Source organism: Amycolatopsis sp. NPDC043889 (assembly GCF_056435645.1).
Genome location: NZ_JBWKEC010000015.1, coordinates 182135 through 204029, shown reverse-complemented (window position 1 = coordinate 204029; position 21895 = coordinate 182135). Strand labels below are relative to the sequence as shown.

Annotated in this window: 18 protein-coding genes; 8 read left to right on the top strand and 10 right to left on the bottom strand. The window is 69.6% G+C overall.

From position 1 onward, the window contains the following. The first annotated feature begins 20 nt into the window (after positions 1-20). From AC0685_RS26165 to AC0685_RS26155, 3 genes are read left to right on the top strand one after another with little or no spacing between them, the layout of a single operon-like run. Positions 21-1460, top strand: coding sequence for an ABC transporter permease (locus AC0685_RS26165; RefSeq protein WP_478227918.1), 1440 nt, complete (start codon positions 21-23; stop codon positions 1458-1460). Continuing rightward, positions 1457-2473 carry an ABC transporter ATP-binding protein gene (locus AC0685_RS26160; protein ID WP_478227917.1) on the top strand — a complete coding sequence of 339 codons (1017 nt, stop codon included), beginning with the start codon at positions 1457-1459 and terminating at the stop codon, positions 2471-2473. Before AC0685_RS26165 ends, AC0685_RS26160 begins: the two co-directional genes overlap by 4 nt. Continuing rightward, positions 2470-4860, top strand: a complete 2391-nt coding sequence (locus tag AC0685_RS26155) for an AMP-binding protein (RefSeq protein ID WP_478227916.1) — start codon at positions 2470-2472, stop codon at positions 4858-4860. The genes AC0685_RS26160 and AC0685_RS26155 overlap by 4 nt, the downstream gene beginning before the upstream one ends. On the opposite strand, the gene AC0685_RS26150 is transcribed toward AC0685_RS26155, so the two are convergent. Next, positions 4850-5791 carry a D-2-hydroxyacid dehydrogenase family protein gene (locus AC0685_RS26150; protein WP_478227915.1) on the bottom strand — a complete coding sequence of 314 codons (942 nt, stop codon included), beginning with the start codon at positions 5789-5791 and terminating at the stop codon, positions 4850-4852. The two genes, AC0685_RS26155 and AC0685_RS26150, sit on opposite strands and share 11 nt — an antisense overlap. Positions 5792-6027: 236 nt before the next feature. On the opposite strand from AC0685_RS26150, the gene AC0685_RS26145 reads away from it, so the two are divergent. Further along, positions 6028-6657 carry a maleylpyruvate isomerase family mycothiol-dependent enzyme gene (locus tag AC0685_RS26145; protein WP_478227914.1) on the top strand — a complete coding sequence of 210 codons (630 nt, stop codon included), beginning with the start codon at positions 6028-6030 and terminating at the stop codon, positions 6655-6657. A gap of 3 nt (positions 6658-6660) precedes the next feature. Here the strand turns inward: AC0685_RS26145 and AC0685_RS26140 are convergent, their stop codons facing one another. Continuing rightward, positions 6661-7860, bottom strand: coding sequence for an endonuclease/exonuclease/phosphatase family protein (locus AC0685_RS26140; protein WP_478227913.1), 1200 nt, complete (start codon positions 7858-7860; stop codon positions 6661-6663). Positions 7861-7999: 139 nt separating this feature from the next. Between AC0685_RS26140 and AC0685_RS26135 the strand changes: the two genes are divergently transcribed. Both AC0685_RS26135 and AC0685_RS26130 read left to right on the top strand, forming a co-directional pair. Next, positions 8000-8422 (top strand): hypothetical protein, encoded by a 423-nt coding sequence (locus AC0685_RS26135; RefSeq protein ID WP_478227912.1) that lies wholly within the window; start codon positions 8000-8002, stop codon positions 8420-8422. A gap of 17 nt (positions 8423-8439) precedes the next feature. Continuing rightward, complete coding sequence (locus AC0685_RS26130; protein ID WP_478227911.1) at positions 8440-9120, top strand: TetR/AcrR family transcriptional regulator; 681 nt, start codon at positions 8440-8442, stop codon at positions 9118-9120. Between the two features lie 105 nt (positions 9121-9225). Here AC0685_RS26130 and AC0685_RS26125 read toward each other — a convergent pair whose 3' ends face one another. From AC0685_RS26125 to AC0685_RS26095, 7 genes are all read right to left on the bottom strand, one after another. Continuing rightward, a complete protein-coding gene (locus AC0685_RS26125) occupies positions 9226-10494 on the bottom strand; it encodes a GrpB family protein (RefSeq protein WP_478227910.1) in 1269 nt (422 codons plus the stop codon). Positions 10495-10858: 364 nt separating this feature from the next. Beyond that, the gene (locus AC0685_RS26120) at positions 10859-11689 is read right to left on the bottom strand and encodes a shikimate dehydrogenase (protein WP_478227931.1); all 831 of its coding nucleotides are present in this window, start codon (positions 11687-11689) and stop codon (positions 10859-10861) included. A gap of 13 nt (positions 11690-11702) precedes the next feature. Next, positions 11703-13148 carry an endolytic transglycosylase MltG gene (gene mltG / locus AC0685_RS26115; protein WP_478227909.1) on the bottom strand — a complete coding sequence of 482 codons (1446 nt, stop codon included), beginning with the start codon at positions 13146-13148 and terminating at the stop codon, positions 11703-11705. Between the two features lie 341 nt (positions 13149-13489). Then, positions 13490-13993, bottom strand: coding sequence for a Holliday junction resolvase RuvX (gene ruvX / locus AC0685_RS26110; RefSeq protein ID WP_034318271.1), 504 nt, complete (start codon positions 13991-13993; stop codon positions 13490-13492). Continuing rightward, the gene (gene alaS, locus AC0685_RS26105) at positions 13986-16649 is read right to left on the bottom strand and encodes an alanine--tRNA ligase (RefSeq protein ID WP_478227908.1); all 2664 of its coding nucleotides are present in this window, start codon (positions 16647-16649) and stop codon (positions 13986-13988) included. Before alaS ends, ruvX begins: the two co-directional genes overlap by 8 nt. A 99-nt stretch (positions 16650-16748) precedes the next feature. Further along, positions 16749-17057, bottom strand: coding sequence for a hypothetical protein (locus tag AC0685_RS26100; protein ID WP_016333063.1), 309 nt, complete (start codon positions 17055-17057; stop codon positions 16749-16751). Next, entirely contained in the window at positions 17054-17452 is a 399-nt protein-coding gene (locus AC0685_RS26095) for a DUF948 domain-containing protein (protein WP_007031187.1), read from the bottom strand. Before AC0685_RS26095 ends, AC0685_RS26100 begins: the two co-directional genes overlap by 4 nt. 737 nt (positions 17453-18189) lie before the next feature. Here AC0685_RS26095 and AC0685_RS26090 point away from each other — a divergent pair. Then, the gene (locus AC0685_RS26090; RefSeq protein ID WP_478227907.1) at positions 18190-20268 is read left to right on the top strand and encodes a phosphocholine-specific phospholipase C; all 2079 of its coding nucleotides are present in this window, start codon (positions 18190-18192) and stop codon (positions 20266-20268) included. Between the two features lie 68 nt (positions 20269-20336). On the opposite strand, the gene AC0685_RS26085 is transcribed toward AC0685_RS26090, so the two are convergent. Beyond that, a complete protein-coding gene (locus tag AC0685_RS26085) occupies positions 20337-20927 on the bottom strand; it encodes a hypothetical protein (RefSeq protein WP_478227906.1) in 591 nt (196 codons plus the stop codon). Between the two features lie 161 nt (positions 20928-21088). Between AC0685_RS26085 and AC0685_RS26080 the strand changes: the two genes are divergently transcribed. Beyond that, positions 21089-21781 (top strand): VOC family protein, encoded by a 693-nt coding sequence (locus AC0685_RS26080; RefSeq protein WP_478227905.1) that lies wholly within the window; start codon positions 21089-21091, stop codon positions 21779-21781. The last annotated feature ends 114 nt before the right edge of the window (positions 21782-21895 follow it).

Below are 21895 nucleotides of genomic sequence, written 5' to 3'. Positions count from 1 at the left end.
CGCTGGTCGCGGCCGCGGCGGTGACGCCGCTCGGCTACCTCGCGGTCCGCTCGTTCGACCACGGGGCGGGCGAGGTGTGGCGTGTCCTGTGGCGGTCCCGCACCTTCGATCTCGCCGTGCGCAGCGTCGCGCTCGCGACCGCGGTCACCGCGGCCTGCCTGGTGCTCGGCGTGCTCTCCGCCTGGCTCGTCGTGCGCAGCGACCTGCCGGGGCGCCGGTTCGCCGGGATCCTCCTGGTACTGCCGCTGGCCGTGCCGTCGTACGTCGCCGGGTTCACGTGGCTGGCGCTGGCCCCTGGGCTGACCGGGTTCTGGGGCGCGTTCCTGGTGCTGACGCTGGTGTCGTACCCGTACGTCCTGCTTCCCGTCGCGGCGGCGCTGCGCACCGCGGACCCGGCGGTCGAAGAGGTCGCGCGGTCGCTGGGCCGTACGAGCACGCGGACGTTCTTCTCGGTGACCCTGCGGCAGATCCGGCCCGCGGCCACCGCGGGCGGACTCCTGGTCGCGCTGTACGTGCTGAGTGACTTCGGCGCGGTGTCGCTGATGCGGTTCGAGGCGTTCACCCTCGGCATCTACACCAGCTATCGCGGGACCTTCGACCGGACGCCCGCCGCCATCCTCGGCTGCGTCCTGGTCGTCCTCGCGATCCTGCTGACCATCGGCGAACGGCGCGCGCGAGGCGCGGCCGGCGGCCGAGGGGAACGCGAGCCCGTCCGCGTTCCCCTCGGCGGGGCGAAGATCCCGGCGGTGACCGGGACGGCGGTGGTACTCCTGCTCGCCCTCGGCGTGCCGGTGGCGAGCCTCGTCCGGTGGCTGGTCGCGGGCAGTTCGGCGGCGGGCGGCAACCTGCTCTCGACGACCGGGAACACCGTGGCGGTGGCGGCCTCCGGCGCGCTCCTCACCGTTTTGTTCGCCCTGCCGGTCGGCATCCTCGCGGCGCGGCACCGGGGACCGCTCGTCCGCGGGATGGAACTGGCGAGCTTCGCCGGGCACGCCCTGCCGGGTATCACGGTCGGGCTCGCGCTGGTGTTCTTCGGGATCCGCGTGCTGCCGGAGCTCTATCAGACGACGTCGATGCTGGCCTTCGCCTACGCGGTGCTCTTCCTTCCGCTGGCGGTGAGCGCCGTGCGGACCGCCGTCGCGCATGCCCCACCGGTGCTGGAGGACATGTCGCGGTCGCTCGGGAAGGGCCGCACGGCCACGCGGCTGCTGGTGACCGTGCCGCTGGCCGCTCCGGGCATCTCGGCGGGCGCGGCGCTCGTCTTCCTCACCTGCGCCAAGGAACTGCCCGCGACCCTGCTGCTCCGGCCGACCGGGGTGGACACGCTGGCCACCGAACTGTGGACGAAGACCGAGATCGGCGCCTACGCCGCGGCCGCGCCCTACGCGGCGGTCCTGCTGGTGGTGGCGGCCATCCCGGCCGTCGTCCTCGACCGGTTTCTGCGAGGAGTGACGCGATGAGCGGCTTGGACGTGAAGGGCCTGATCGCCGGGTACGGACCGGAACCGGTACTGCGCGGGCTGGATCTGCGGGTTCCCGAAGGCGGGCTCGTGGCGGTGCTCGGGCCGTCCGGCTGCGGGAAGACGACTCTGCTGCGGGTGCTCGCCGGGTTCCATCCGGTCCGTGACGGCGAGGTGCGCCTCGGCGGCAGGCTGCTCGCCGGCGGATCCACGCACGTGCCGCCGGAACGCCGCGGCATCGGGATCGTGCCGCAGGAAGGCGCGCTATTCCCGCATCTGAGCGTCGCGGGCAACGTGGGTTTCGGGTTGTCGCGCGCCGGACGACGCGACGGCCGGATCGGCGAGCTCCTCGATCTGGTCGGGCTTTCCGGTTACGAGGCAAGGAAACCCGGTGAGCTGTCCGGTGGGCAGCAACGCCGGGTCGCGCTCGCCCGCGCGCTCGCGCCACGACCGGGTGTCGTGCTGATGGACGAGCCGTTCTCCTCGCTCGACGCGAGTCTGCGCGAAGAACTCCGCGTGGACGTCCGCGCGGCGCTGCGCGCGTTCGGCGCGACGGCGTTGCTCGTGACGCACGACCAGGAGGAGGCGCTCGGCATGGCCGACCTGGTCGCGGTGCTGCGTGGCGGTGTCGTCGCGCAACTCGGGACACCGCAAGAGATCTACGGCAGGCCCGCCGATCTCGGGGTCGCGCTCTTCGTCGGCGAGGCGGTCACTTTTCCCGGTGACGCGGAAAACGGGACGGTGGACACGCCCCTGGGCAGGCTTCCCGTCCAGGGCAGCGGGACCGGCACCGTCCTGCTGCGCCCGGAACAACTGCACGTGGACGCCGACGGCGTACCGGCCACCGTGGAGGATGTCCTGTTCCACGGGCACGACGCGACGGTGCTGCTGCGGCTCGCCGACGGTGGGCAGGTGCGCCAACGCGTCCAAGGTCCGCTCGGGGTTTCCCGTGGTGACGGGGTTCGCGTGCGCGTGTCCGGCCCCGCCCTGTTCTTCGCCGGGAAACCGGCATGACCAGGGCCGCCGACCTCGGCTTCCTCGGCGATCTGGCGGTCCACGGCGACCGGACCGCGCTGGTCGCCCCGGACGGCTCCGCGCTGAGCTACCGGGAACTGGACCAGCGAGTGTCCACTGTGGCCGATCGGCTCGGCCCGGTGCGCAGGCTGGTCCTGCTGGCCGCCGCCAACGACACCGGCTCCCTGGTCGCCTACCTGGCGGCGCTCCGCGGCGGGCATCCGGTGCTGCTGGTCCCCCGTGGCCAGGCGGGCGCGCTGACCGAAAGTTACGACCCGGACGTCGTCATCGACGGCGTCCTGACCGAGCGGCGGCCGGGTACCGCACACGATCTGCATCCCGAACTGGCGCTGCTGCTTTCGACCTCGGGGTCGACCGGTTCCCCCAAGCTGGTGCGCCTGTCCGCCGACGGCCTGCGGGCCAATGCCTCGGCCATCGCCGAGTACCTCGAAATCCGGGCCACCGACCGCGCCGTCGCCTCGCTGCCGTTGCCGTACTGCTACGGGCTTTCCGTGGTGAACAGCAACCTCCTGCGCGGCGCGTGCCTGCTGCTGACCGAACACTCGGTCCTCGAGCCCGCGTTCTGGACGCTGGTGAAGGAGCGGCGCGCGACGAGCCTGCACGGCGTCCCGCACACTTTCGCCCTGCTCGACCAGGTCGGGTTCGATCGGCTCGACCTCCCCGATCTCCGCTACGTCACGCAGGCGGGCGGACGGCTCGATCCCGCGAAGGTGACCGAGTACGCCGAACTCGGACGGCGGCGCGGCTGGCGGTTCTTTGTGATGTACGGCCAGACCGAGGCCACCGCGCGGATGGCCTATCTGCCGCCGGACCTGGCGGCCGCCCACCCCGCCGCGATCGGCGTGCCCGTCCGGGGCGGCGATTTCGGCCTCGCCGAAGACGGCGAGCTGATCTATCGCGGCCCCAACGTGATGCTCGGTTACGCGCACACCACCGCGGACCTGGCCCTCGGCCGGACCGTCCACGAACTCCCGACGGGCGATCTCGCCAGGCGGAACTCCGCCGGGCTGTACGAGGTGACCGGCCGCAAGAGCCGGTTCGTCAAGCCGTTCGGGCTGCGCGTCGACCTCGACCGGGTGGAACGCGTCCTCGCCGAGGCCGGGATCGAGGCGGTATGCGCGGGCGACGACACGCGGGTGGTGATCGCCGTCCACCGGCCCTCCGAACGGGCTACCGCCCTCGTCCGCACCCGGTTCGGTTTGCCACCGTCGAGCGTCGTCGTCCGCCGCATGCGTGAATTCCCCTTGCTGCCCAACGGAAAGCCCGACTATCCGGCGATCGCCGCCGCGGGGGAACCGGACGAGGCGGAACCGGGTTCCGTGCGCCGGGCGTTCGCCACCGTCTTCGGCCGCCGGGACATTCCCGGCGACGCGACCTTCGTCGGGCTCGGCGGTGATTCGCTCTCCTACGTCAGGATGTCGATCGCGCTGGAACGCGTGCTCGGACGGCTTCCCGACGACTGGCCGGCCATGCCGGTCTCGGCACTCGAGCGCCTGCGCACGAGACCCTCGCGGTGGGCGACGCTGGAGACCAACGTCCTCCTGCGCGCGCTGGCGATCATCCTCATCGTGAGCACGCACATGGAGTTGTTCACCGTCCACGGCGGGGCGCATCTGCTGCTCATCGTGGCGGGCTGGAACTTCGCCCGGTTCGTGCTGCCCGGCCCGGCGTCACGGATCGCCCGCGCGGCGCTCCCCATCGCCGTGCCCGCGATCGCCTGGCTCGGCTACCGGCTCGCCGTCACCGACGACGTGTCGTGGACGAACGTGCTGCTGATCAACAACTTCACCCTCACCGGCGCCTACGGGTACTGGTTCGTCGAGGTCCTCGTGCACGCGTTCCTGGCGTTGTCACTGGTGTTCGCGATCCCGGCCGTGCGTCGCGCCGAGCGGGAACACGGATTCGCCACGGCCTTGGTGGCGCTCGGCGCCGGTCTCCTGCTCCGGGTGAGCCTCGGCGAGGCGCCGTCGTTCCCCGAACTGCACTGGACGACGCTCGGCACGGTCTGGTTCTTCGCGCTCGGATGGCTGGCCCACAAGGCGCGGACGGGCACGCAGCGGGCGATCGTGCCGGCGTTCGGTTTCCTGCTGGTCCCGGGGATGGTCGGCGACCCGTTGTGGGAGGCCGTGGTGCTGGGCGGGCTGGTGCTGGTGCTGCTCCAGGTCCATGTCCCGGTGCCGAGGGCGGCGGTCGGCGTCCTCGGGCTGGTCGCGAGCGCGTCGCTCTACATCTATCTGACGCACTGGACGGTCTTCCCCGCCCTGCTCCCACACCTTCCGGCACCACTCGTGCTGGTGCTCAGCGTGGCGGCGGGCACGGCCGTGTGGTGGGCCGTGCAGCTCGCCACGCGCAGGCTCACTCCATGACCCGGATCGGTGAGCCCGCCTGGAAGGCCGCGATGTCCTCGACCGCGTCGCGGTAGAAGATCTCGTAGGCCTCACGGGTGACGTAGCCGATGTGCGGGGTGAGCACGACGTTGTCCAGCGTCCGTAGCGGATGCTCCGCGGGCAGCGGCTCGACGTCGTACACGTCCAGCGCGGCGACCGCGATCTCCTTGCGGCGCAAGGCGTCCACCAGCGCGACTTCGTCCACGATCGGGCCGCGCGAGGTGTTGACCAGCATCGCCGTCGGCTTCATCGCGGCGAGTTCGGCCTCACCGACCAGCCCGCGGCTTCGGTCGCTGAGCACCAGGTGGACCGAAAGGACGTCCGCGCGGGCGAACAGTTCGTCCTTCGACACCGCCGTGACACCGTGGGGGCCGGCCTTCTCCTGGGTCAGGTTCTGGCTCCAGGCGATGGTCTCCATGCCGAACGCCTGCCCGATCTTGGCCGCGCCGGCGCCGAGCCTGCCGAGCCCGAGCAGTCCGAGGGTCTTGCCGGACAGGATCGTGCCGACGGTGGTCTGCCAGCCGCCCTCGCGCATGTTCCGCGACTCCACCGGCACGTTCCGCGCGGCGGCGAGGATCAGCGCCCAGGTGTGCTCGGCCGCCGGGGCCGCGATGTACCCGGTGGAGCAGACGACCACGCCGTTGCGCCGGGCGGCGGCCACGTCGATCGCGGCGTTGCGGTGGCCGGTGCTCACCAGCAGCTTGAGCGCGGGCAGCCGGTCGAGGACTTCGGCGGGGAAGCGGGTGCGCTCGCGCATCGCGACCACGACCTCGAAGTCACGGAGGCGGGCGACCACGTCGGCGGGGTCCGCGAACGGCTTCGTGAACACCTCGATCTCCGCGTCGAGGGAGTCCCAGTCCCCGAAGCCGAGCGCCACTTCCTGGTAGTCGTCGAGAATCGCGATCTTCATGCTCCCCAGGCTAGAGTCGGCGCCGAAGCCATGCCTGGGGAGGCCACCGTGATCCTGGAGTTTCCGCACCCTACCGGCTGAAGCCGGGGACGAGCGAGGAATTCCTCCGTGTGATGACCGAAGAGTCCGTCCCCTGCTGGAGCGCGCGGGGCCGCGGGTCGTCGCGAGGCGATCGTCTCGCGGATCGAGAGCGGTCAAGGCGCTCGGACGACGATGACCGGAGACGAGGAGCAGGTATGCACGAGGGCGAGATCCTGGCCTGGACCGAGGCCGAACGACTGAGCTTCGCGGATTTGCTGGAGAGCCTCACTGAGCGGGACTGGTCGGCGAAGACCCTGTGTACGGAGTGGACGGTCCACGCGATGGCGGGCCATCTCGCGCAGACCACCAGGAACCGGCTCAAGGACACCCTCGTCGGCATAGTGAAGGCCAAGGGGAACTGGGACCGGATGAACGTCGACCAGGCCGTCGCCTACGCCGCGCGGTTCACCCCGGCCGAACTCGTCGCCCAGATCCGCGAGGACGCCGGATCGGCCCGCCGCTCGCCCGGCGCCAAACCGGTCGACCCGCTCGCCGACGTCCTCATCCACGGCCAGGACGTCGCCCGCCCGCTCGGCATCGACCGGCCCATGCCGGAGAAGCCGGCGATCGCGGCTCTGGAGCACCTTCTCGTCAGCCCGTTCTGGGGCGCCAAGAAACGCTGCCGGGACCTCAGGCTGATCGCCACCGACGCCGAATGGGCCGGCGGAGCGGGCACCGAAGAGGTACGGGGCCCGCTCGTCGACCTGCTCCTGTCGGTGAGCGGGCGAAGCACCGGGCTGGCCACGCTCACCGGACCGGGCGTCGCGCTGCTCGGCGCCCGGTGAGGCCTACCGGCGCGGGACTAACACGTCGACGCGCACCAGGTGGTGGTCCGAAGCGTCGTTGAGCCGGGCCAGCGGTGAATCGGGCAGCGGCCAGAAGACCTCGGCACGCCAGGGGAACAGGCCCTTCGACGGCAGGACGTAGTCGATCCGCAGGTTCCCCGGCGCGTTGTCGTTGAAGTCGCCGGTGTCGAAGTACGGGTCGCCCTTCTGGCCGATGTTGGCGCCTGCCTGATCCTGCGCGGCCCGCACGCCGCCTTCACTGCCCGGCCGGGTTTCGATGACGCGCGGGGCGTTCAGCAGACGCGAGATGGCGCCGGGAACGCTGTCGCCGTCGAGCGGGTCGGAGTTCTGGTCGCCGGCGATGACGAACTTCTCGTGCGCGCCCAGCCCGCCGCGGCGGCCGTTGTCGTCGTGGATGTAGCGGCCCTTGCCCGGGGTCACGTAGTCCGCCCAGAAGCGGATCTCGTCGTGGTTACGGGTGCCGTTGCGGTCTTCGGGGCCGTCGAAGGTGGGCGGCGTCGGGTGCGAGGCCAGGAAGTGCACGGTCGAGCGGCCGGCTCGGATCGGAATGTCCCAATGGGACTTCGACGACAGGCGCAGCACGTCGAGCGCCTGCGGCGAGTACCAGTCGTTCGGCGCCCCGGTGGCCGGGTCGTCCGGGAGCAGCGCGCCCGGCATGTCCTTCCAGAGGAACTTCTGGAAGGTCCGCGCGTTCTTGGTGTCGATCGGGTACTTGGACAGCACGAGCATGCCGTACTGGCCCTCGAAGAGGCCGAAGCCGTGCGCGTCGTTGCCGCCGCCGACCTGGCCGTCGCGGTCGAGGTCGAAACCGGTCGCGACACCGGTGTTCGACGGCGCGGTGAACGCGTACGGGTAGTCGATCGGCGCCGCGCCGTTCTGGCCGCGCGCGAGGTAGTTCTCGCGGAACAGGTCCGCGGCGCGGTTGCCGGGCACGTAGTCGAACTCGTTGATCAGGAGCACGTCCGGCCGGTTGCGCTGGATCACCTCGGCGACTTCGCCGGCCTGCGCGTTGCCCGGCTGCGACAGATCGGTCACCAGCTGACCGGCGGCTCCGCGGTTGAGCGAAGCGTTGTACGTCGCGAAGCGGATGTTCTGCCCGACGGTGGCTTCCGCCGGTGCGGCGGCCAGCAGCGTCCCGGCCAGCAAGGCGCCCGATGTGAGCACGGCGGCGATGCGTTTCACGGTCTTACCTCCCAGAGTCCGGTGCGACCTTACGCACTCCGCGCGGCCGCACGGGTGAGCTTCAGATGAACAGCGTCTCTTGAACGCGTTCAAAATCTGGGCTACCGTTCTTCTTGAACACGTTCAAAAGGAGGTCCCCATGCAACCCGTAGTCGTGGCCTACGCGCTCTACCTGGCCATCACCGTCCCCCTGACCGTGCTGGTCGCCCGCACGCTGAGCAGACACGGCAAGACGTTCCTGGAAGACGTCTTCCAGGACGAACAAGCACTGGCGCATTCGGTCAACCAGTTGCTCGTCGCCGGGTTCTACCTGGTGAGCCTGGGTTTCGTGACCCTGTTCCTGACCAGTGACGACACCGTCCTCGACGCGCGCGACGTCTTCGAGATGCTGTCGGTCAAGGTCGGCACCGTGGCGCTCGTGCTCGGCGTGATGCACGTCGGGAACGTGCTGGTGTTCAACGGCATCCGGCGCAAGCACCTCAACCACGCCACCGCGCGGCCGGCGCCGGTGCCGCCGCCCTACCCCGGCTACCCGGCGCCCGCTCCACACCCCGCGCCCTGACCGGATACCGTGCAGTGGTGGCGAAGAGTGAGGAAACCAAGTCACTGATCGTGGCGACCGCGTTGCGGTTGTTCGCCGAGAACGGCTACGACCGCACGACCATGCGGGCCATCGCCGCCGAAGCGGGCGTGTCGGTCGGAAACGCCTACTACTACTTCGCCTCGAAAGACCAGTTGATCCAAGGTTTCTACGACGAGATCGCCAACGCGCACCTGACGAGCGCGCGCGAGTCGATCGAAGGTGAGCGGGACTTCAGTGCCCGGCTCAGGACCGTCCTGCTCACCTGGCTCGACGTCGCCGAGCCGTACCACCGCTTCGGCAAGCAGCTCTTCGTCAACGCCGCCGACCCGGACTCACCGCTGAGCCCGTTCAGCGAGGAGTCTTCACCCGCACGGGACGCCTCCGTCGGCCTGATGCGCGACGTCATCGCCGACTCCGACGTCAAACTCGACCCGGACCTGCGCGGCGACCTGCCCGATCTGCTGTGGCTGTACCAGATGGGCGTCGTGCTGTTCTGGGTCCACGACCGCTCGCGCGGCCAGAAACGCAGCCGGATCCTGGTGGAACGGACGGTCCCGCTGATCGCGCGGCTGGTGGGACTCTCGCGGCTACGGGTGCTGCGGCCGGTGAGCCGGGAGATCGTTTCGCTGATCCGGGACCTCTCGAAGCCGGACGATGCCGCTCCCCCGCGCGATTAGTCACCTACTTGCGGGGCTCCGGTGCCCCGCACGATTCCGTGAAGGCCTCCTTCCCTACCTTGAGAGTAGGGAAGGAGGCCTTCACGGACTTTCGCATTTAGAGGACTAAATGCGGGCCGTGGCTGGTTCCCGGACGGTTCGGAAGTACAGGAACCGGGGTTCGGTCCGCAGCTTCGCGTACCACCGCGGGTCCGATTCGGCGGCCGTCTCCTGCGGCATCGGCTCGACCAGCCTGTCGACCGCGAAGCCGGCGTCCCGTACCGCGTCGAACGTCCAGCTCAGCGGCCGCCGATAGAACCGGACCTTCTGCCCCGGCGGGAACTCGTCTTCCAGCAGTTCGAGCCGGAAGTAGTTCCGCTTGTCGAACCAGCGCCAGTCCTCGCCGGGATGGTGCACCGAGAACACCAGGAGCCCGCCCGGTTTGAGCACCCGCCGGAACTCCGCCAGCGCCGGCGCCCAGTCCTTCAGGTAATGCAGCACCAGCGACGCCGTGATGACGTCGATCGAGGCGTCCTCCAAAAAGGACATCGGCCGCGAAACGTCCGCCATCTCGAATCGAGCGACGTCCCCGAACTTCTCCCTGGCGATGGCGACCATGCCTTCACTGGCGTCGACGCCGAGGACGTCCGCGCCCTTCGCGGCGAGCAAGGCGCTGAGGTGACCGGCCGCGCTGCCGACGTCCAGCACCCGTTTGCCCGCCACGTCCCCGGCCAGGTCCACGATGGCGGGCCGGTCGTAGAGGGCGTTGGTGCTGCTGGTTTCGGCATGCGCCGCGTAGAGACGCGCGAACCCGTCGTACTGGGCCGCGCGCGCCCGTTCGATGATCTCGTCGATCACCTCGGTCTTGGCGTCGGCGTACTGCTGGATGTACTTCCAGGTGCGCGACGCCAGTTCGCGTTTCCTGTCCTCGTAGAGCTTCAGTTCGTCGTCGTGCGCGATCAGGCGGTCGCGGAAGAGCCGGTAGCGCTCGGCCTGGCCGTTGTCCGGCGAGTAGACGTGCAGGTTGATGTTGGTGTCCGGGCCTTTGAAGCAGCGGTGCTTCTCCCACTCCGGCTCGCGGATGACGAGCTTGTAGCCCTCGGCCTCCAACTGCGGCACGTAGGCGTCTTCGTCGTCCGAATCGGCGACGATCAGCATGATGTCGATGATCGGTTTCGCGCAGAGCCCCGGCACCGACGTGGAGCCGACGTGTTCCAGGACCAGCGCGCGCTCCCCCAGGATCCCCCTGATGCGCTTCGCTTCCCGGTCGAACAGCTCGGGCCACTCCGGGTCGTATTCGGCCAGCGTGACGGTGGAATTCAGCACCGGAGCCTGATCGACCCACGAGTCGTTGATGTCTTCTTCGGTGTAGTCGTCTCGATCGGGTTTAGGCATTGACCCCTTGTTCCTTCCTCAACACTCCTCGCGAGGCTGCGCGCGACCGCGATCACGTCGCCAGGGCGCGAATAGGAATCAGACGTCCCGTCCCCCATCAAGAGCGCCCTGCCGCCGAGATAGCGGGGCCATTCGGCCAGGGGCGCGCGGTGGTCCACCAAGGTTGCCGCGACACCCCTCTCGAGGCAGTCGGCCAGATTATCGAACCTGGGCGATCTTGTCAGGCGCTTTCACTGAAGGAGGGTTCCGGACGGCAGTGAGGGAACGCTCACCGGTCCGTGAAGGCCTCCTTCACTACCCTCAGGGTAGGCAAGGAGGCCTTCACGGACCGGTGAGCCGTGCGACCTGGCCTCCCGTGGTCCGCTCAGCCGATCGGCAGAGAAAGGATCCCGCCGGTCGCCTCGCGCAACGCGTCCCGCATCTCGGCCCGCGGCGCCGGCTGCCCGGTGAAGTACTCGGACTGCCCGAAAGCCTGATGCAGCAACATGTCCAAGCCGGTCGCGAGCCGCCCTCCCCGCTCGGCTACGGCTTCGGCGAGCGCGGTCGGCCAAGGGTGGTAGATGACGTCGAGGACGCACCCGATGCGGGCCAGCTCCGCCAGATGTGGCCGGACGACGTCCGGGGGCACGGTGTTCACCAGCACCGCCGAAGCCGCCGCGAGTTTCCCGAAGTCGGCGTCCGCCCAGCGGAGGACCTCGGCGTCGAGCCCGGCCCGCTGGGCCGCCTCGACCGTTTCGGTCGCCCGTGCGGGATCCCGCACGACGAGCCGCACCGTCCGCACGCCGAGCGACGCCAGCCCGACGACGGCCGCGGCGGCGGTCCCGCCCGCGCCGAGGACGACGGCCGCGTCGTCCGTGCCGGGCGAGTACTCCCCCGCGATTCGCAGCGCTTCGGTGACCCCGTCGACGTCGGTGCAGTCGGCGAGCCAACCGGTTTCCCCGCGCACCAGCGTGTTCGCCGCGCCGACGGCCGCCGCACGCGGCGTCACCTCGTCGGCGTGCTCCAGCGCGGCCCGTTTCCCGGGCATGGTCACCGAAAGCCCGGCCCACTCCGGGCCGAGACCGTCGACGAACGCGGGCAGCCCGGGACCGTCCATCTCGACCCGCTCGTAGGTCCAGCCGTCCAGCCCCAGCGCGCGGAACGCGGCGCCGTGCAGCACGGGCGAGAGCGAGTGTTCGACCGGTTTCCCGAGGATCGCGGCCTTGCGCTCAGATGACACCACGCCTCACCGCGTCATCTCGGTTCTTCCTGTGGTCCTCGAAGGTCACCGCGAAGCAGGAGAGCCCGTTCTTCTCGCATTTGACGAAGAACAGCCACTCCCCCGCCGCCGGCTTCAACGCGGCCTGGATCGCCTCCGCGCTCGGGACCGCGATCGGCGTCGGGGTCAGGCCGACCGATTTGTACGTGTTGTACGCGCCCGCTTTTTCCCGTTCCTCGGGTTTGGTGAGCAGGGTCGGCCGGTCGAGGACGTAGTTGATCGTCGAGTCCATCTCGAGCCGCATCTTCTCGTCGAGCCGGTTGTAGATGACCCGCGAGATCTTCCCGAAGTCGGCCTTCACCGCCTCGCGTTCGATGATCGACGCGATGATGAGCGTCTCGTAGGGGGTCTTGCCCTGCCCCTTCGACTGATCGCTCAGCCCGGCGTTCAGGATGCGCTCCGCCGAGGTCTTCACGACGAACGTGAGCAGCTCTTCGGCCGACCATCCGGGCTTGACGTTGTAGATACCCGGGGCGATCAGCCCTTCGAGCCGCCGGTCCTTGTGCTCGGCCTTCGTGGCGGACTCGACGGCCCACGACGGGACGCCCAGTTTCGCCAGATCCGCCGTCTCGATCGTCTTGCGCAGTTCCTCGACCGGGAGGCAGGTGCTCGTTCCGTTCAGGTCCGCGCAGGAAGCCTTGGACAGCAACGAATACACGCCAGGGGTCACCTTGCCGTCGGGCTGGGTGATGTCGTGGAACTGGGTGTACGGCCGGATCTCGACCTGGCCGACCTTCGACGCGGGCGCGATCATCTTCTCGACCGCGCTGGCACCGGACATCTTCGTCTTCATGACGTAGTAGCCCTGCTGGAGCCGCGAGACGGCGGTGTTGTCCTCGCCCGCCTTCACGAACGCCTTGCCGCTGGCGACCACCCCGGCCGCCTGCAGCCGGTTGCCGATCGCCGACGTCGAGTCGCCCTTCTCCACCTGGACGAGGACGTCGCTCTCGCCGGTGCCTTCGTAGTCGTCGTAACCGAAGATCTCGGTGAAGCCGTAGTAGGCGCCACCGGCGAGCAGGACGAGCACGGTCAGCGCGGCGATCCAGCCCAGCGCGCGCTTCTTCTTGCGTTTCTTGGGCGGCGGCTCCTGTCGTTCCGGACGCTCGTCCTCGATGCGTTCGGGCTCGGCCCGGTCTTCGTCTTCGAAGTCCTCGTAATCCTCGTAGTCGTCGTACTCGTCATAGTCGTCGTACTCGTCGTCACCGAAGATCTCGTTGTATTCCTCTTCGCTTCCTTGGGGCGGCGAAGAAGGAGCCGCGCCGGGACGCCGGGCGATCGGCGCTTCCTGGATCGCGGGGAGGATGTCGGTCGGCCGCTCGTCCGGGAGCGGGCCGTCGTCCTCGCGGCGCCTGCGGCGGCCTGGGCGGGGGGCCTCGTCCTGGGCATAGGCGGGCATGCCAAGACTCCGGTCACCCGGCTGGGGGAACCGCCGCTGCGGCGCGGGGGGCGGTGGCGGGACCGCGGGTTCCGGGGCCCGCCTCGGTGGGCCCGGACGCTGCGGCTCGTCGGCGGCGCGCCGGGCACGCGGCGGCTCTTCCGGCGACCGGCGGGCACGCGGCGGTTCCTCCGCCGGACGCCGTACGGGCGGCTCGGGCGGTTCCTGCCGGACGTGCCGTCGTCCCGTCGGCTGGGGTTCGGGCCGTCGACGCGGCGGGGCCGGTGGCGGGCTGGCCTCCTCAGGCTCCCGCAACCGTCGTCTACCGCCCTGACGGCGCTCGGGCCGGCCGTGGGGCTCGGTCATGTATCGCCCTTCCGTGCGCGATGTGCCGCTACCGCGTCGATCCACGCCTGCAGGATCTCGACCGCGGCCGCCTGATCGACGACGGCACGTTGCTTACGTCCCTTCACCCCACGCTGCGACAGCATCCTGGATGCCGTCACCGTGGTCAACCGCTCGTCGGCCAGTCGCACCGGCACCGGCGCGATCCTGGCGGCGACCTTTTCGGCATAGTCCAGCGCCGCTTCGGCCGCCGGCCCATGACGGTCCTTGAGCGTCCTCGGCAAGCCGACGACGACCTCGACCACGTCGTGTTCCGTGACGAGTCCGACGAGCAGGTCGACGTCCTTGTCGCCCGCCGCGTCGCGAGTGAGGGTAACGAGAGGGCTCGCGAGGATGGGGTCGGGATCGCTCAAGGCGACCCCGACCCGGACGGATCCGACATCCACGCCAAGCCGCCTGCCACGCCCCGGATCGGACTCTCCTGGCCGATCCGGGCGCCGCTGGGGGGCGTCGTCAGCCAACTTGGGCGACCGCCGCGCGCAGTGAGGCGATGGCCTGCTCGGCCCCGGCCGGGTTGGTGCCCCCGCCCTGTGCCATGTCCGGCTTGCCGCCGCCACGACCGCCGATCGCCTCGGCGAACGACGGGACGAGCTTGCCCGCCGCGATGCCCTTCTCCTGCGCCGCCTTCGTGGTGGCGACGACGAAGGCGACCTTCTCGCCTTGTGGGGCGAACAGCGCGACGATGCCGGGACGGTTGCCGAGCCTGCCGCGGATGTCCGAAGCCAGCGCGCGCAGGCCGTTCGAGTCGACGCCCTCGCCCAGCATCTGGGCGACGACCGCGACGCCGCCGATGTCCTCGGCCTTGTCCGCGAGCGAGCCCGCCGAGCCGAGCACCTGCTGGGTGCGCAGCTGCTCGATCTCCTTCTCGGCGTTCTTGAGCCGGGTGAGCACGTCGTCGATACGCGACGGCAGCTGCTCCGACGGCACCTTGAAGGTGTTCGCGAGCTGTGAGACGAGCAGCTGCTCTTTGCGGACGTACTTCAGCGCGTCCGTGCCGACGAGCGCCTCGACGCGGTGCACACCGGAACCGATGGACGAGTCGCCCACCAGCTTCACCAGGCCGAGCCGGCCGATGCGGTCGACGTGGGTGCCACCGCAGAGTTCGCGGGAGTACTCGCCCATGTCGACGACGCGGACGTCGTTGCCGTACTTCTCGCCGAACAGCGCGACCGCGCCCAGTTCGAGGGCTTTGTCCTTCGTGGTGACGAAGGTGTTCACCTCGACGTTGGTCTGGAGGTAGTCGTTGACCTCCTCCTCGACCTCGGTCAGCACGTCGGCCGACACGCCGCCGGAGGTGGTGAAGTCGAAGCGCATCCGGCCCGGCGAGTTCAGCGAACCGGCCTGCGCCGCGCGCTTGCCGTACGCGCCGCGCACGGCGGCGTGCACCAGGTGCGTCGCGGAGTGGGACCGCTCGATCGACAGACGGCGGTGCTGGTCGACCGAACCGGTCAGCGAGCTGCCGATGCCGACCTCGCCCTCGAGCACCTCGACGCGGTGCACGAACAGGCCCGGCACGATCTTCTGCACGTCATGGACCTTGAGCTCGACGCCGTCGCCGAGCAGCACGCCGGTGTCGGCGACCTGGCCACCGCTCTCGGCGTAGAACGGCGTGCGGTCCAGGACCAGCTCCGCCTTCTTGCCCTCGCCGACGCTCGAGACCGGCACGCCGTCTTCGAGCAGCGCGACGACCTTCGCTTCGGCCTGCAGGTCGGTGTAGCCGAGGAACTCGGTCTCGCCGTTGCGCTCCAGCACCTTGCGGTACTCGGACAGGTCGCCGTGGCCGGTCTTGCGCGAAGCCGCGTCGGCCTTCGCGCGCTGCCGCTGCTCGTTCATGAGCGTGCGGAAGCCTTCTTCGTCGACGGACAGGCCCTGTTCGGACGCCATCTCCAGCGTCAGGTCGATCGGGAAGCCGTAGGTGTCGTGCAGCTGGAACGCCTTGTCGCCGGCCAGCAGCGAACCACCGGCGCGCTTGGTCTCCTCGGCCGCCATGTCGAAGATGCGCGAGCCGCTGGTGAGCGTGGAGAGGAAGGCCTCCTCCTCGACGCGCACGACGTCCTCGATGCGGTCGAAACCGGAGACCAGTTCGGGGTACGTCGGGCCCATGGTGTCGCGGACGACCGCGGCGAAGGCGGGCAGCACCGGCTCGTGCACGCCGAGCAGGCGCGCGGAGCGGATGATGCGGCGAAGCAGACGGCGCAGCACGTAGCCGCGGCCGTCGTTGCCCGGCGTGACGCCGTCGCCGATGAGCAGGACACCGGTGCGGGCGTGGTCGGCGATGACGCGGAAGCGGACGTCGTCGGTGTGGTCGGAGCCGTAGCGGCGGCCGGAGAACTCCTCGGCGCGGCCGATCACCGGGCGGACGAGGTCGGTCTCGTAGACGTTCTCGACGCCCTGCAGGATCGTCGCGACCCGCTCGACACCCATGCCGGTGTCGATGTTCTTCTTCGGCAGCTCACCGATCGGCTTGTGGCCGTGCTTCGGGCTCTTGTCGCCCCGCACGTCCTGCATGAAGACGAGGTTCCAGATCTCGATGTAACGGTCCTCGTCGGCGACCGGGCCGCCCTCGCGGCCGTAGTCCGGGCCGCGGTCGTAGTAGATCTCCGAGCACGGGCCGCCGGGACCGGGCACGCCCATGTCCCAGTAGTTGTCCTTGCCGTCACGGGACTGGATGCGCTCGCCGGGCAGGCCGGTGAGCTTCTTCCACAGGCCCGCCGCCTCGGAGTCGTCCTCGTAGACCGTCGCCCAGATGCGGGCCGGGTCGAGGCCGTAACCACCTTCGCTCTGGGGCTTGGTGATCAGCTCCCAGGCGTACTCGATGGCGCCTTCCTTGAAGTAGTCGCCGAACGAGAAGTTCCCGGCCATCTGGAAGAACGTGTTGTGCCGCGTGGTCTTGCCGACCTCGTCGATGTCCGGCGTGCGGACGCACTTCTGGACGCTGGTCGCGCGCGGGTACGGCGGCGGGGCCTCGCCGAGGAAGTACGGCTTGAACTGGACCATGCCCGCGTTGACGAACAGCAGGTTCGGGTCGTCGAGGATCAGCGGCGCGCTGGGGACGCGCGTGTGTCCCTTGTTCTCGAAATGGCTCAGAAAACGCTTCGTGATTTCGTGTGTTTCCACGGGATCGTCCTTGTATACGGGCTCGCGCGAAGGCGCGGGGAATGCGGACAGGCGAGAACGGCGAAGGGCTGGGATCTTCCGGTCGCGGAGGCGACCCGATCAGCCCTCCGCCCGGCGAGCTCGCCGGACCGGGCGCCGCGACGACGCCGCGTGCCTGCCCTCGGTCACGGGGGCCGTGCTCAAGCCGGTCCGTTCGGACACCATGTCGTGCAGCTCCTGTTCCCGTTCGCTCATCCCGGCGCGGACCTCCGCGCCGAACGAACCGACGGCGCCCGCGAGTTCCCGCACGGCGTCGCCCAGGTTCGAGGCTAACCCCGCAGGGGTGGCCTGGCGAGCGGTTTCCGTCGCTTTGCGTGACAGGGCGACGCCGGCGACCACACCGACGCCGAGCCAGAACAGGCGCTTCATTTGCGGCCCCGCTTCTTCGCCGGACGAGAGGCTTTCGCTTCCGCCTTCTTCCGGCGGGCCTTGATCGCCTTGCTGAGGCCGTAGGACAGCGCGGCCGTCTTCACCAGCGGTCCGCCGAGCGTCGCGGTGAACACCGACGACAACGCGGACACGTTGCCGGACACGGCCTGCGCGTTGGCGGTGATGCCGTCGACCCGCTCCAGCTGCGTGTTGACGTGCGTGATCGTCTCGTTCGCGCCGATCAGCAGCGGGTCGGTGTTCTCGTGCGCCTTGCGGATGGCGATCGTGGCCTCGTCCAGGGTCCGGCCGAGCTTGAACAGCACGATCGCCAGCAGCACGACGAGTACGACGAATGCTCCTGCGGCGATCAGCGCGGCGATCTGCCCTGCCGACACGGGCCCTCCTCAAGGGTCTGCGGTCTTGGTGCCCGTGAGGTTACCGCGCAGGCGGCCGTTCAGCGGGGTCACCCCACCGGACGGTCACTCAGCGCAGTGACCTCACGACGAACCGGGGAGAACCGGGCGTCAGCGCCCGCTCTTGGGCGGCGTGGTCTTCACCTTGCTGGGCGGGTCTTCGGGCACGCGGCGGTTGCGGCGGTCGCTGCCCGACTGCGAGGAGGCGGCGGGTGCCCGTGTCTCCGGTTGGCCGGGCGAAGCCGTGGTCCGGACCGGAGCGGGCCTGGCGCTCGTGGGCGAAGTTTCGCGAACCGGCTCGGGCGCTCCCCACGATTCCGGCGGTGAAGCCGTTCGAGGCCCTTCTGTCGTTGTCGTGGGCGGCGCTGTCACGGACGGCGGGGGCGTCACCTCTGGCCCGGGCACCGGCCTGGGGCCCAGCGCGGTAGGCAGGTCAGGCACGCCGGAGAGCGCGAAGAGGAGAAGTGCTCCGTAAGAGGCGGCGGCGCCGGCACTGATCGCGATCCGGCGGACGACGCGGCGACGGCCTCCAGGATCGGCGAACACCGGCTTCGGGAGGTCTTCCCCACCGTCGTTTTCGTCGTGATGCTCAGGAATCACGGCCATCCGGGAATCGTACGGGCGGACCACTACGGACGCCGTGTCACCATCCGGCTACCGACTCCGAGTCGACCGGTTCGGTTCTTGTGACGTTCATGTTACTGGGTCAAGGTTCGGGCATGCCTGAACTGTCACGCCGTACGTTGCTGGGCGCCACCGGCGCCGCGGCCGCCACCACCCTTCTCCCGCCGTCCGTGCACGCCGCCATGGCCGAACCCATGCGCCGGGGCGGACTCGACGCCATCGAGCACGTGATCGTGCTGATGCAGGAGAACCGGTCGTTCGATCACTACTACGGCAGCCTGCGCGGTGTCCGGGGCTTCTCCGACACGCATCCGCTCGAACTGCCGTCGGGGACGTCGGTGTTCGAGCAGCCGAATCCGGCGGGCGGCACGGTGCTGCCGTTCTCGGTGCGCAAGGCGGCCGAACTCGCCGGGCGGAAACCGGACGACATCCAGTACCTCGGCGACCTCGACCACAGCTGGAACGGCAGCGGCAAGGCGTGGGCGCGTGGCTGGAACAACGGCTGGATCGCGGCGAAAACGCCGGCCACCATGACCTACTACGAGCGCCGCGACATCGCGCTCCAGTACGAACTCGCGGACACCTTCACCATCTGCGACGCCTACCACTGCTCGATCTTCGGCTCCACCAACCCGAACCGGAACTTCCTGTGGACCGGGACCACCGGGTTCGAACCGGGCAGCACGACGAACCGCGCGGTCACGAACGCGGCGTACTCCTACGACCACAAGGGCTACGACTGGACGACGTATCCGGAGCGCCTCGAAGCCGCCGGGGTGCCGTGGCAGATCTACCAGGAGTGGGACAACTTCACCGACAACGCCGTCGAGTACTTCGTGCCGTTCAAGAAGGTCGGCACGAAGATCCTCGCTTCGGTCGAGGGGAAGTTCCGCACCACCGAAGAGTTCTACGACACGCTGCTCAAGAAGACACCCGAAGAGCGCACCAAGCTGCTGGCGCAGTTCGACGCCGGGGTCGCGAAACTGACGCCCGCCGAGAGGAACCTGTTCAAGAAGGCCATGTACCGCAGCGAGCCGGAGACACTGGTGACCCGGCTGAAGGCGGACATCCAGGCGCGGCGGCTGCCCGCGGTCAGCTGGCTGGTGCCGTCCGCGAAGGACTCCGAGCACCCTGGCGCGTCCACTCCGGTCGGCAGCGCGAACCTGATCTACCGCGTGCTCGACGCGCTGGCGTCCGACCGCGAAACGTGGTCCAAGACGGTGCTGCTGATCAACTTCGACGAGAACGACGGTTACTTCGACCACGTTCCGCCGCCGATGCCGCCCGGGAACGCGGCCAACGACGCGGACCACTTCAACGGCCAGCCGCTCGGCTTCGGCCCGCGTGTGCCGATGACGGTCGTCTCGCCGTGGTCGATCGGCGGCAACGTCGACTCCACCGTGTACGACCACACCTCGGTGCTGCGGTTCCTCGAACGCTGGACCGGGATCGCCGAGCCCAACATCAGCAAGTGGCGGCGGACCGTCGCGGGTGATCTCACCGGTGCCTTCGACTTCTCGCGGGCCGGACGTCAGCCGCGGGTGAACCGGCCCGGACCGGTGCCCGCACCGATCAGCCGCTGGCGGCCGTCCGCCCCGGCGGAGCAGAGCCTGCCCGTGGCCGAGCCCGGCAGCCGGCCGTCCCGGCCGCTGCCGTACCAGGTGTCGGTGTCCGGCGCGGTGGACAAGTCGGGGAATCTGGCGCTTTCGCTGGCCAACAGCGGCTCGTCGTCGGCGCATTTCGCGCTGTACCCGTACAAGGGCGAATTCGCCGAGCCCGCGCACCGCGACGTCCGCGGCGAGGCACCGGAACTCGTGCGGCTGGCCGGTGACGACTACCGCGTCGTCGTCCAGGGGCCGAACCGGTCGTGGTGGGAACTGCGCGGAAACCGTCGCGGGGCCGCCGCGGGTGTCGATGTCCGGACGCGGTTCCTCACGTGGCGCTCGGGTGTCGAATTCAAGCTGTCCAACTCGGGCACTTCGGCGCTGACGCTGCGGCTGTCGTCTTCGCGGTTCACGCGCGTCGTGCGGGTCGGGGCCGGGCGTTCGGTCACGGTGGACTGGCCGGTTTCGGGCGGCTGGTACGACGTGAAGGTCACCGCGGACGGGGATCCGTCGTTCCTGCGGACGCTGACCGCGCGGGTGGAGAACGGGCGGACCGGCGTCTCCTGCTGATCGTTCCGTGAAGGCCTCCTTCCCTACTCTCAGGGTAGGGAAGGAGGCCTTCACGGACTTGTGCTTGATCACTGCCGGCGCCTCCGCCAGTACGCGAAGCAGACCGCCGCCAGCAGCGGTCCCCAGAGCAGGAGCGGGGCGTAGGTGAGTTCGAAGAAGGCGAGTTGCCAGCCGTGCAGTGACTTCGTGGGGTAGTCGTCCGGCAGGGGATCGCCTTGGAGGGTGCGCCCGGACATCTCGGTGGCGATGGCGGCGGTCCACAGAATGGTCAGGATCGTGGCGCCGAGAGCGGCGGGCACGACGGCGGCGAGGGGCGGTACCTTGCGGCCGCCCAGCAGCGGAATCCAGCGCGGGAGCACCTCTCCCCACTCGGCGACCAGCCCGATGGCGGTGAAGGCGAACAGTTCCGCGACGACGGACAACGCGATGACGTACACCGGCCCCGGCAACCACGAGGGGAGCTGGCCCGAACCGTGCGGGCCGTCACCGCCGACGTCGAAGACGACGGTCATGATCCGCCAAAGGCCGGAAGGGAGCACGGTGAAGGGGATGGCGTAGGCGGCGATCTTGGCCCACCTGGGGACTCCGGGCACCGGGGCGTGCGCTCTGGTCCATGCGGCGCGCAGTCGCCCGGTCGCGGTGGCTTGGTGGACGGTCATACGTGCTCCCCGGACGATCGGGTTCCGCTCGCTTGATCGGTTTCAACGATCACAGCCGCCCCGGTCCGCCGCGTCCCCCACCGGATTGAAGCGGGTCCACTCCGTGGGGGAGAGCACCTTATTCGATTGCGTGTGGGTCGCCGGCGTTTCTAGCGTCGCTTATGACCATCACCTTGCACGCGCTCTGTTTCGCCGCGCACGACCCGGAAAGTCTGGCGCGTTTCTGGGCGGGTCTCCTCGGCTGGGAAACCGACGGCGACACCCTGATCCCGAACGACGACACCGGTTTCCGGCTCGGTTTCGTGCCGTCGGCAGAACCGAAGACCCGCCAGAACCAGATGCATTTCGACCTGACGAGCGAATCCCCGGAAGACCAGCGGCGGACGGTCGCGAAGGCGCTCGAACTCGGCGGCGGCCACATCGACGTCGGCCAGCGTCCGGAGGAAGAACACGTGGTGCTCGCCGACCCCGAAGGCAACGAGTTCTGTGTCATCGAGCCGGGCAACGACTTCCTCGCCGAATGCGGATTCGTCGGCGCCGTCGCGTGCGACGGTTCGCAAGCGGCCGGCTACTTCTGGAGCGAAGCGCTCGGCTGGCCGCTGGTGTGGGACAAGGACCAGGAGATGGCGATCCGGTCGCCGCGCGGTGGCCCGAAGATCACCTGGGGCGGTCCGCCGTTCACCCCGAAAACCGGGCCGAACCGGCTGCGTTTCGTCCTGAGCGGTTCCCTGTCGGAAGCCGAGCGGCTCGTCGCGCTCGGCGCTTCACACCCCGGCATGGTTGAGGAACAGGTGACGATGACGGATCCCGACGGGAACGAGTTTTCCTTCGTGGTGCGGGAAACGGCGGCATAACACGCGCCGGATGGGGCCTGGAGTATGGCCATCGCCGCCGAAGCCGGACCTGACGAACCACAGGTACGCTCCGCCGTACGGCACCGGATGGAAATTGGTCTACACCTATTGACG

Bases quoted from the DNA above. Each gene is read 5' to 3' on its own strand.
- AC0685_RS26135 (WP_478227912.1), top strand. From the start codon at position 8,000: ATGCAACCCGTAGTCGTGGCCTACGCGCTCTACCTGGCCATCACCGTC.
- mltG (WP_478227909.1), bottom strand. From the start codon at position 13,148: ATGCCCGCCTATGCCCAGGACGAGGCCCCCCGCCCAGGCCGCCGCAGG.
- AC0685_RS26090 (WP_478227907.1), top strand. From the start codon at position 18,190: ATGCCTGAACTGTCACGCCGTACGTTGCTGGGCGCCACCGGCGCCGCG.
- AC0685_RS26085 (WP_478227906.1), bottom strand. From the start codon at position 20,927: ATGACCGTCCACCAAGCCACCGCGACCGGGCGACTGCGCGCCGCATGG.
- AC0685_RS26145 (WP_478227914.1), top strand. From the start codon at position 6,028: ATGCACGAGGGCGAGATCCTGGCCTGGACCGAGGCCGAACGACTGAGC.
- AC0685_RS26125 (WP_478227910.1), bottom strand. From the start codon at position 10,494: ATGCCTAAACCCGATCGAGACGACTACACCGAAGAAGACATCAACGAC.
- AC0685_RS26160 (WP_478227917.1), top strand. From the start codon at position 1,457: ATGAGCGGCTTGGACGTGAAGGGCCTGATCGCCGGGTACGGACCGGAA.
- AC0685_RS26080 (WP_478227905.1), top strand. From the start codon at position 21,089: ATGACCATCACCTTGCACGCGCTCTGTTTCGCCGCGCACGACCCGGAA.
- AC0685_RS26150 (WP_478227915.1), bottom strand. From the start codon at position 5,791: ATGAAGATCGCGATTCTCGACGACTACCAGGAAGTGGCGCTCGGCTTC.
- AC0685_RS26100 (WP_016333063.1), bottom strand. From the start codon at position 17,057: ATGAAGCGCCTGTTCTGGCTCGGCGTCGGTGTGGTCGCCGGCGTCGCC.
- AC0685_RS26155 (WP_478227916.1), top strand. From the start codon at position 2,470: ATGACCAGGGCCGCCGACCTCGGCTTCCTCGGCGATCTGGCGGTCCAC.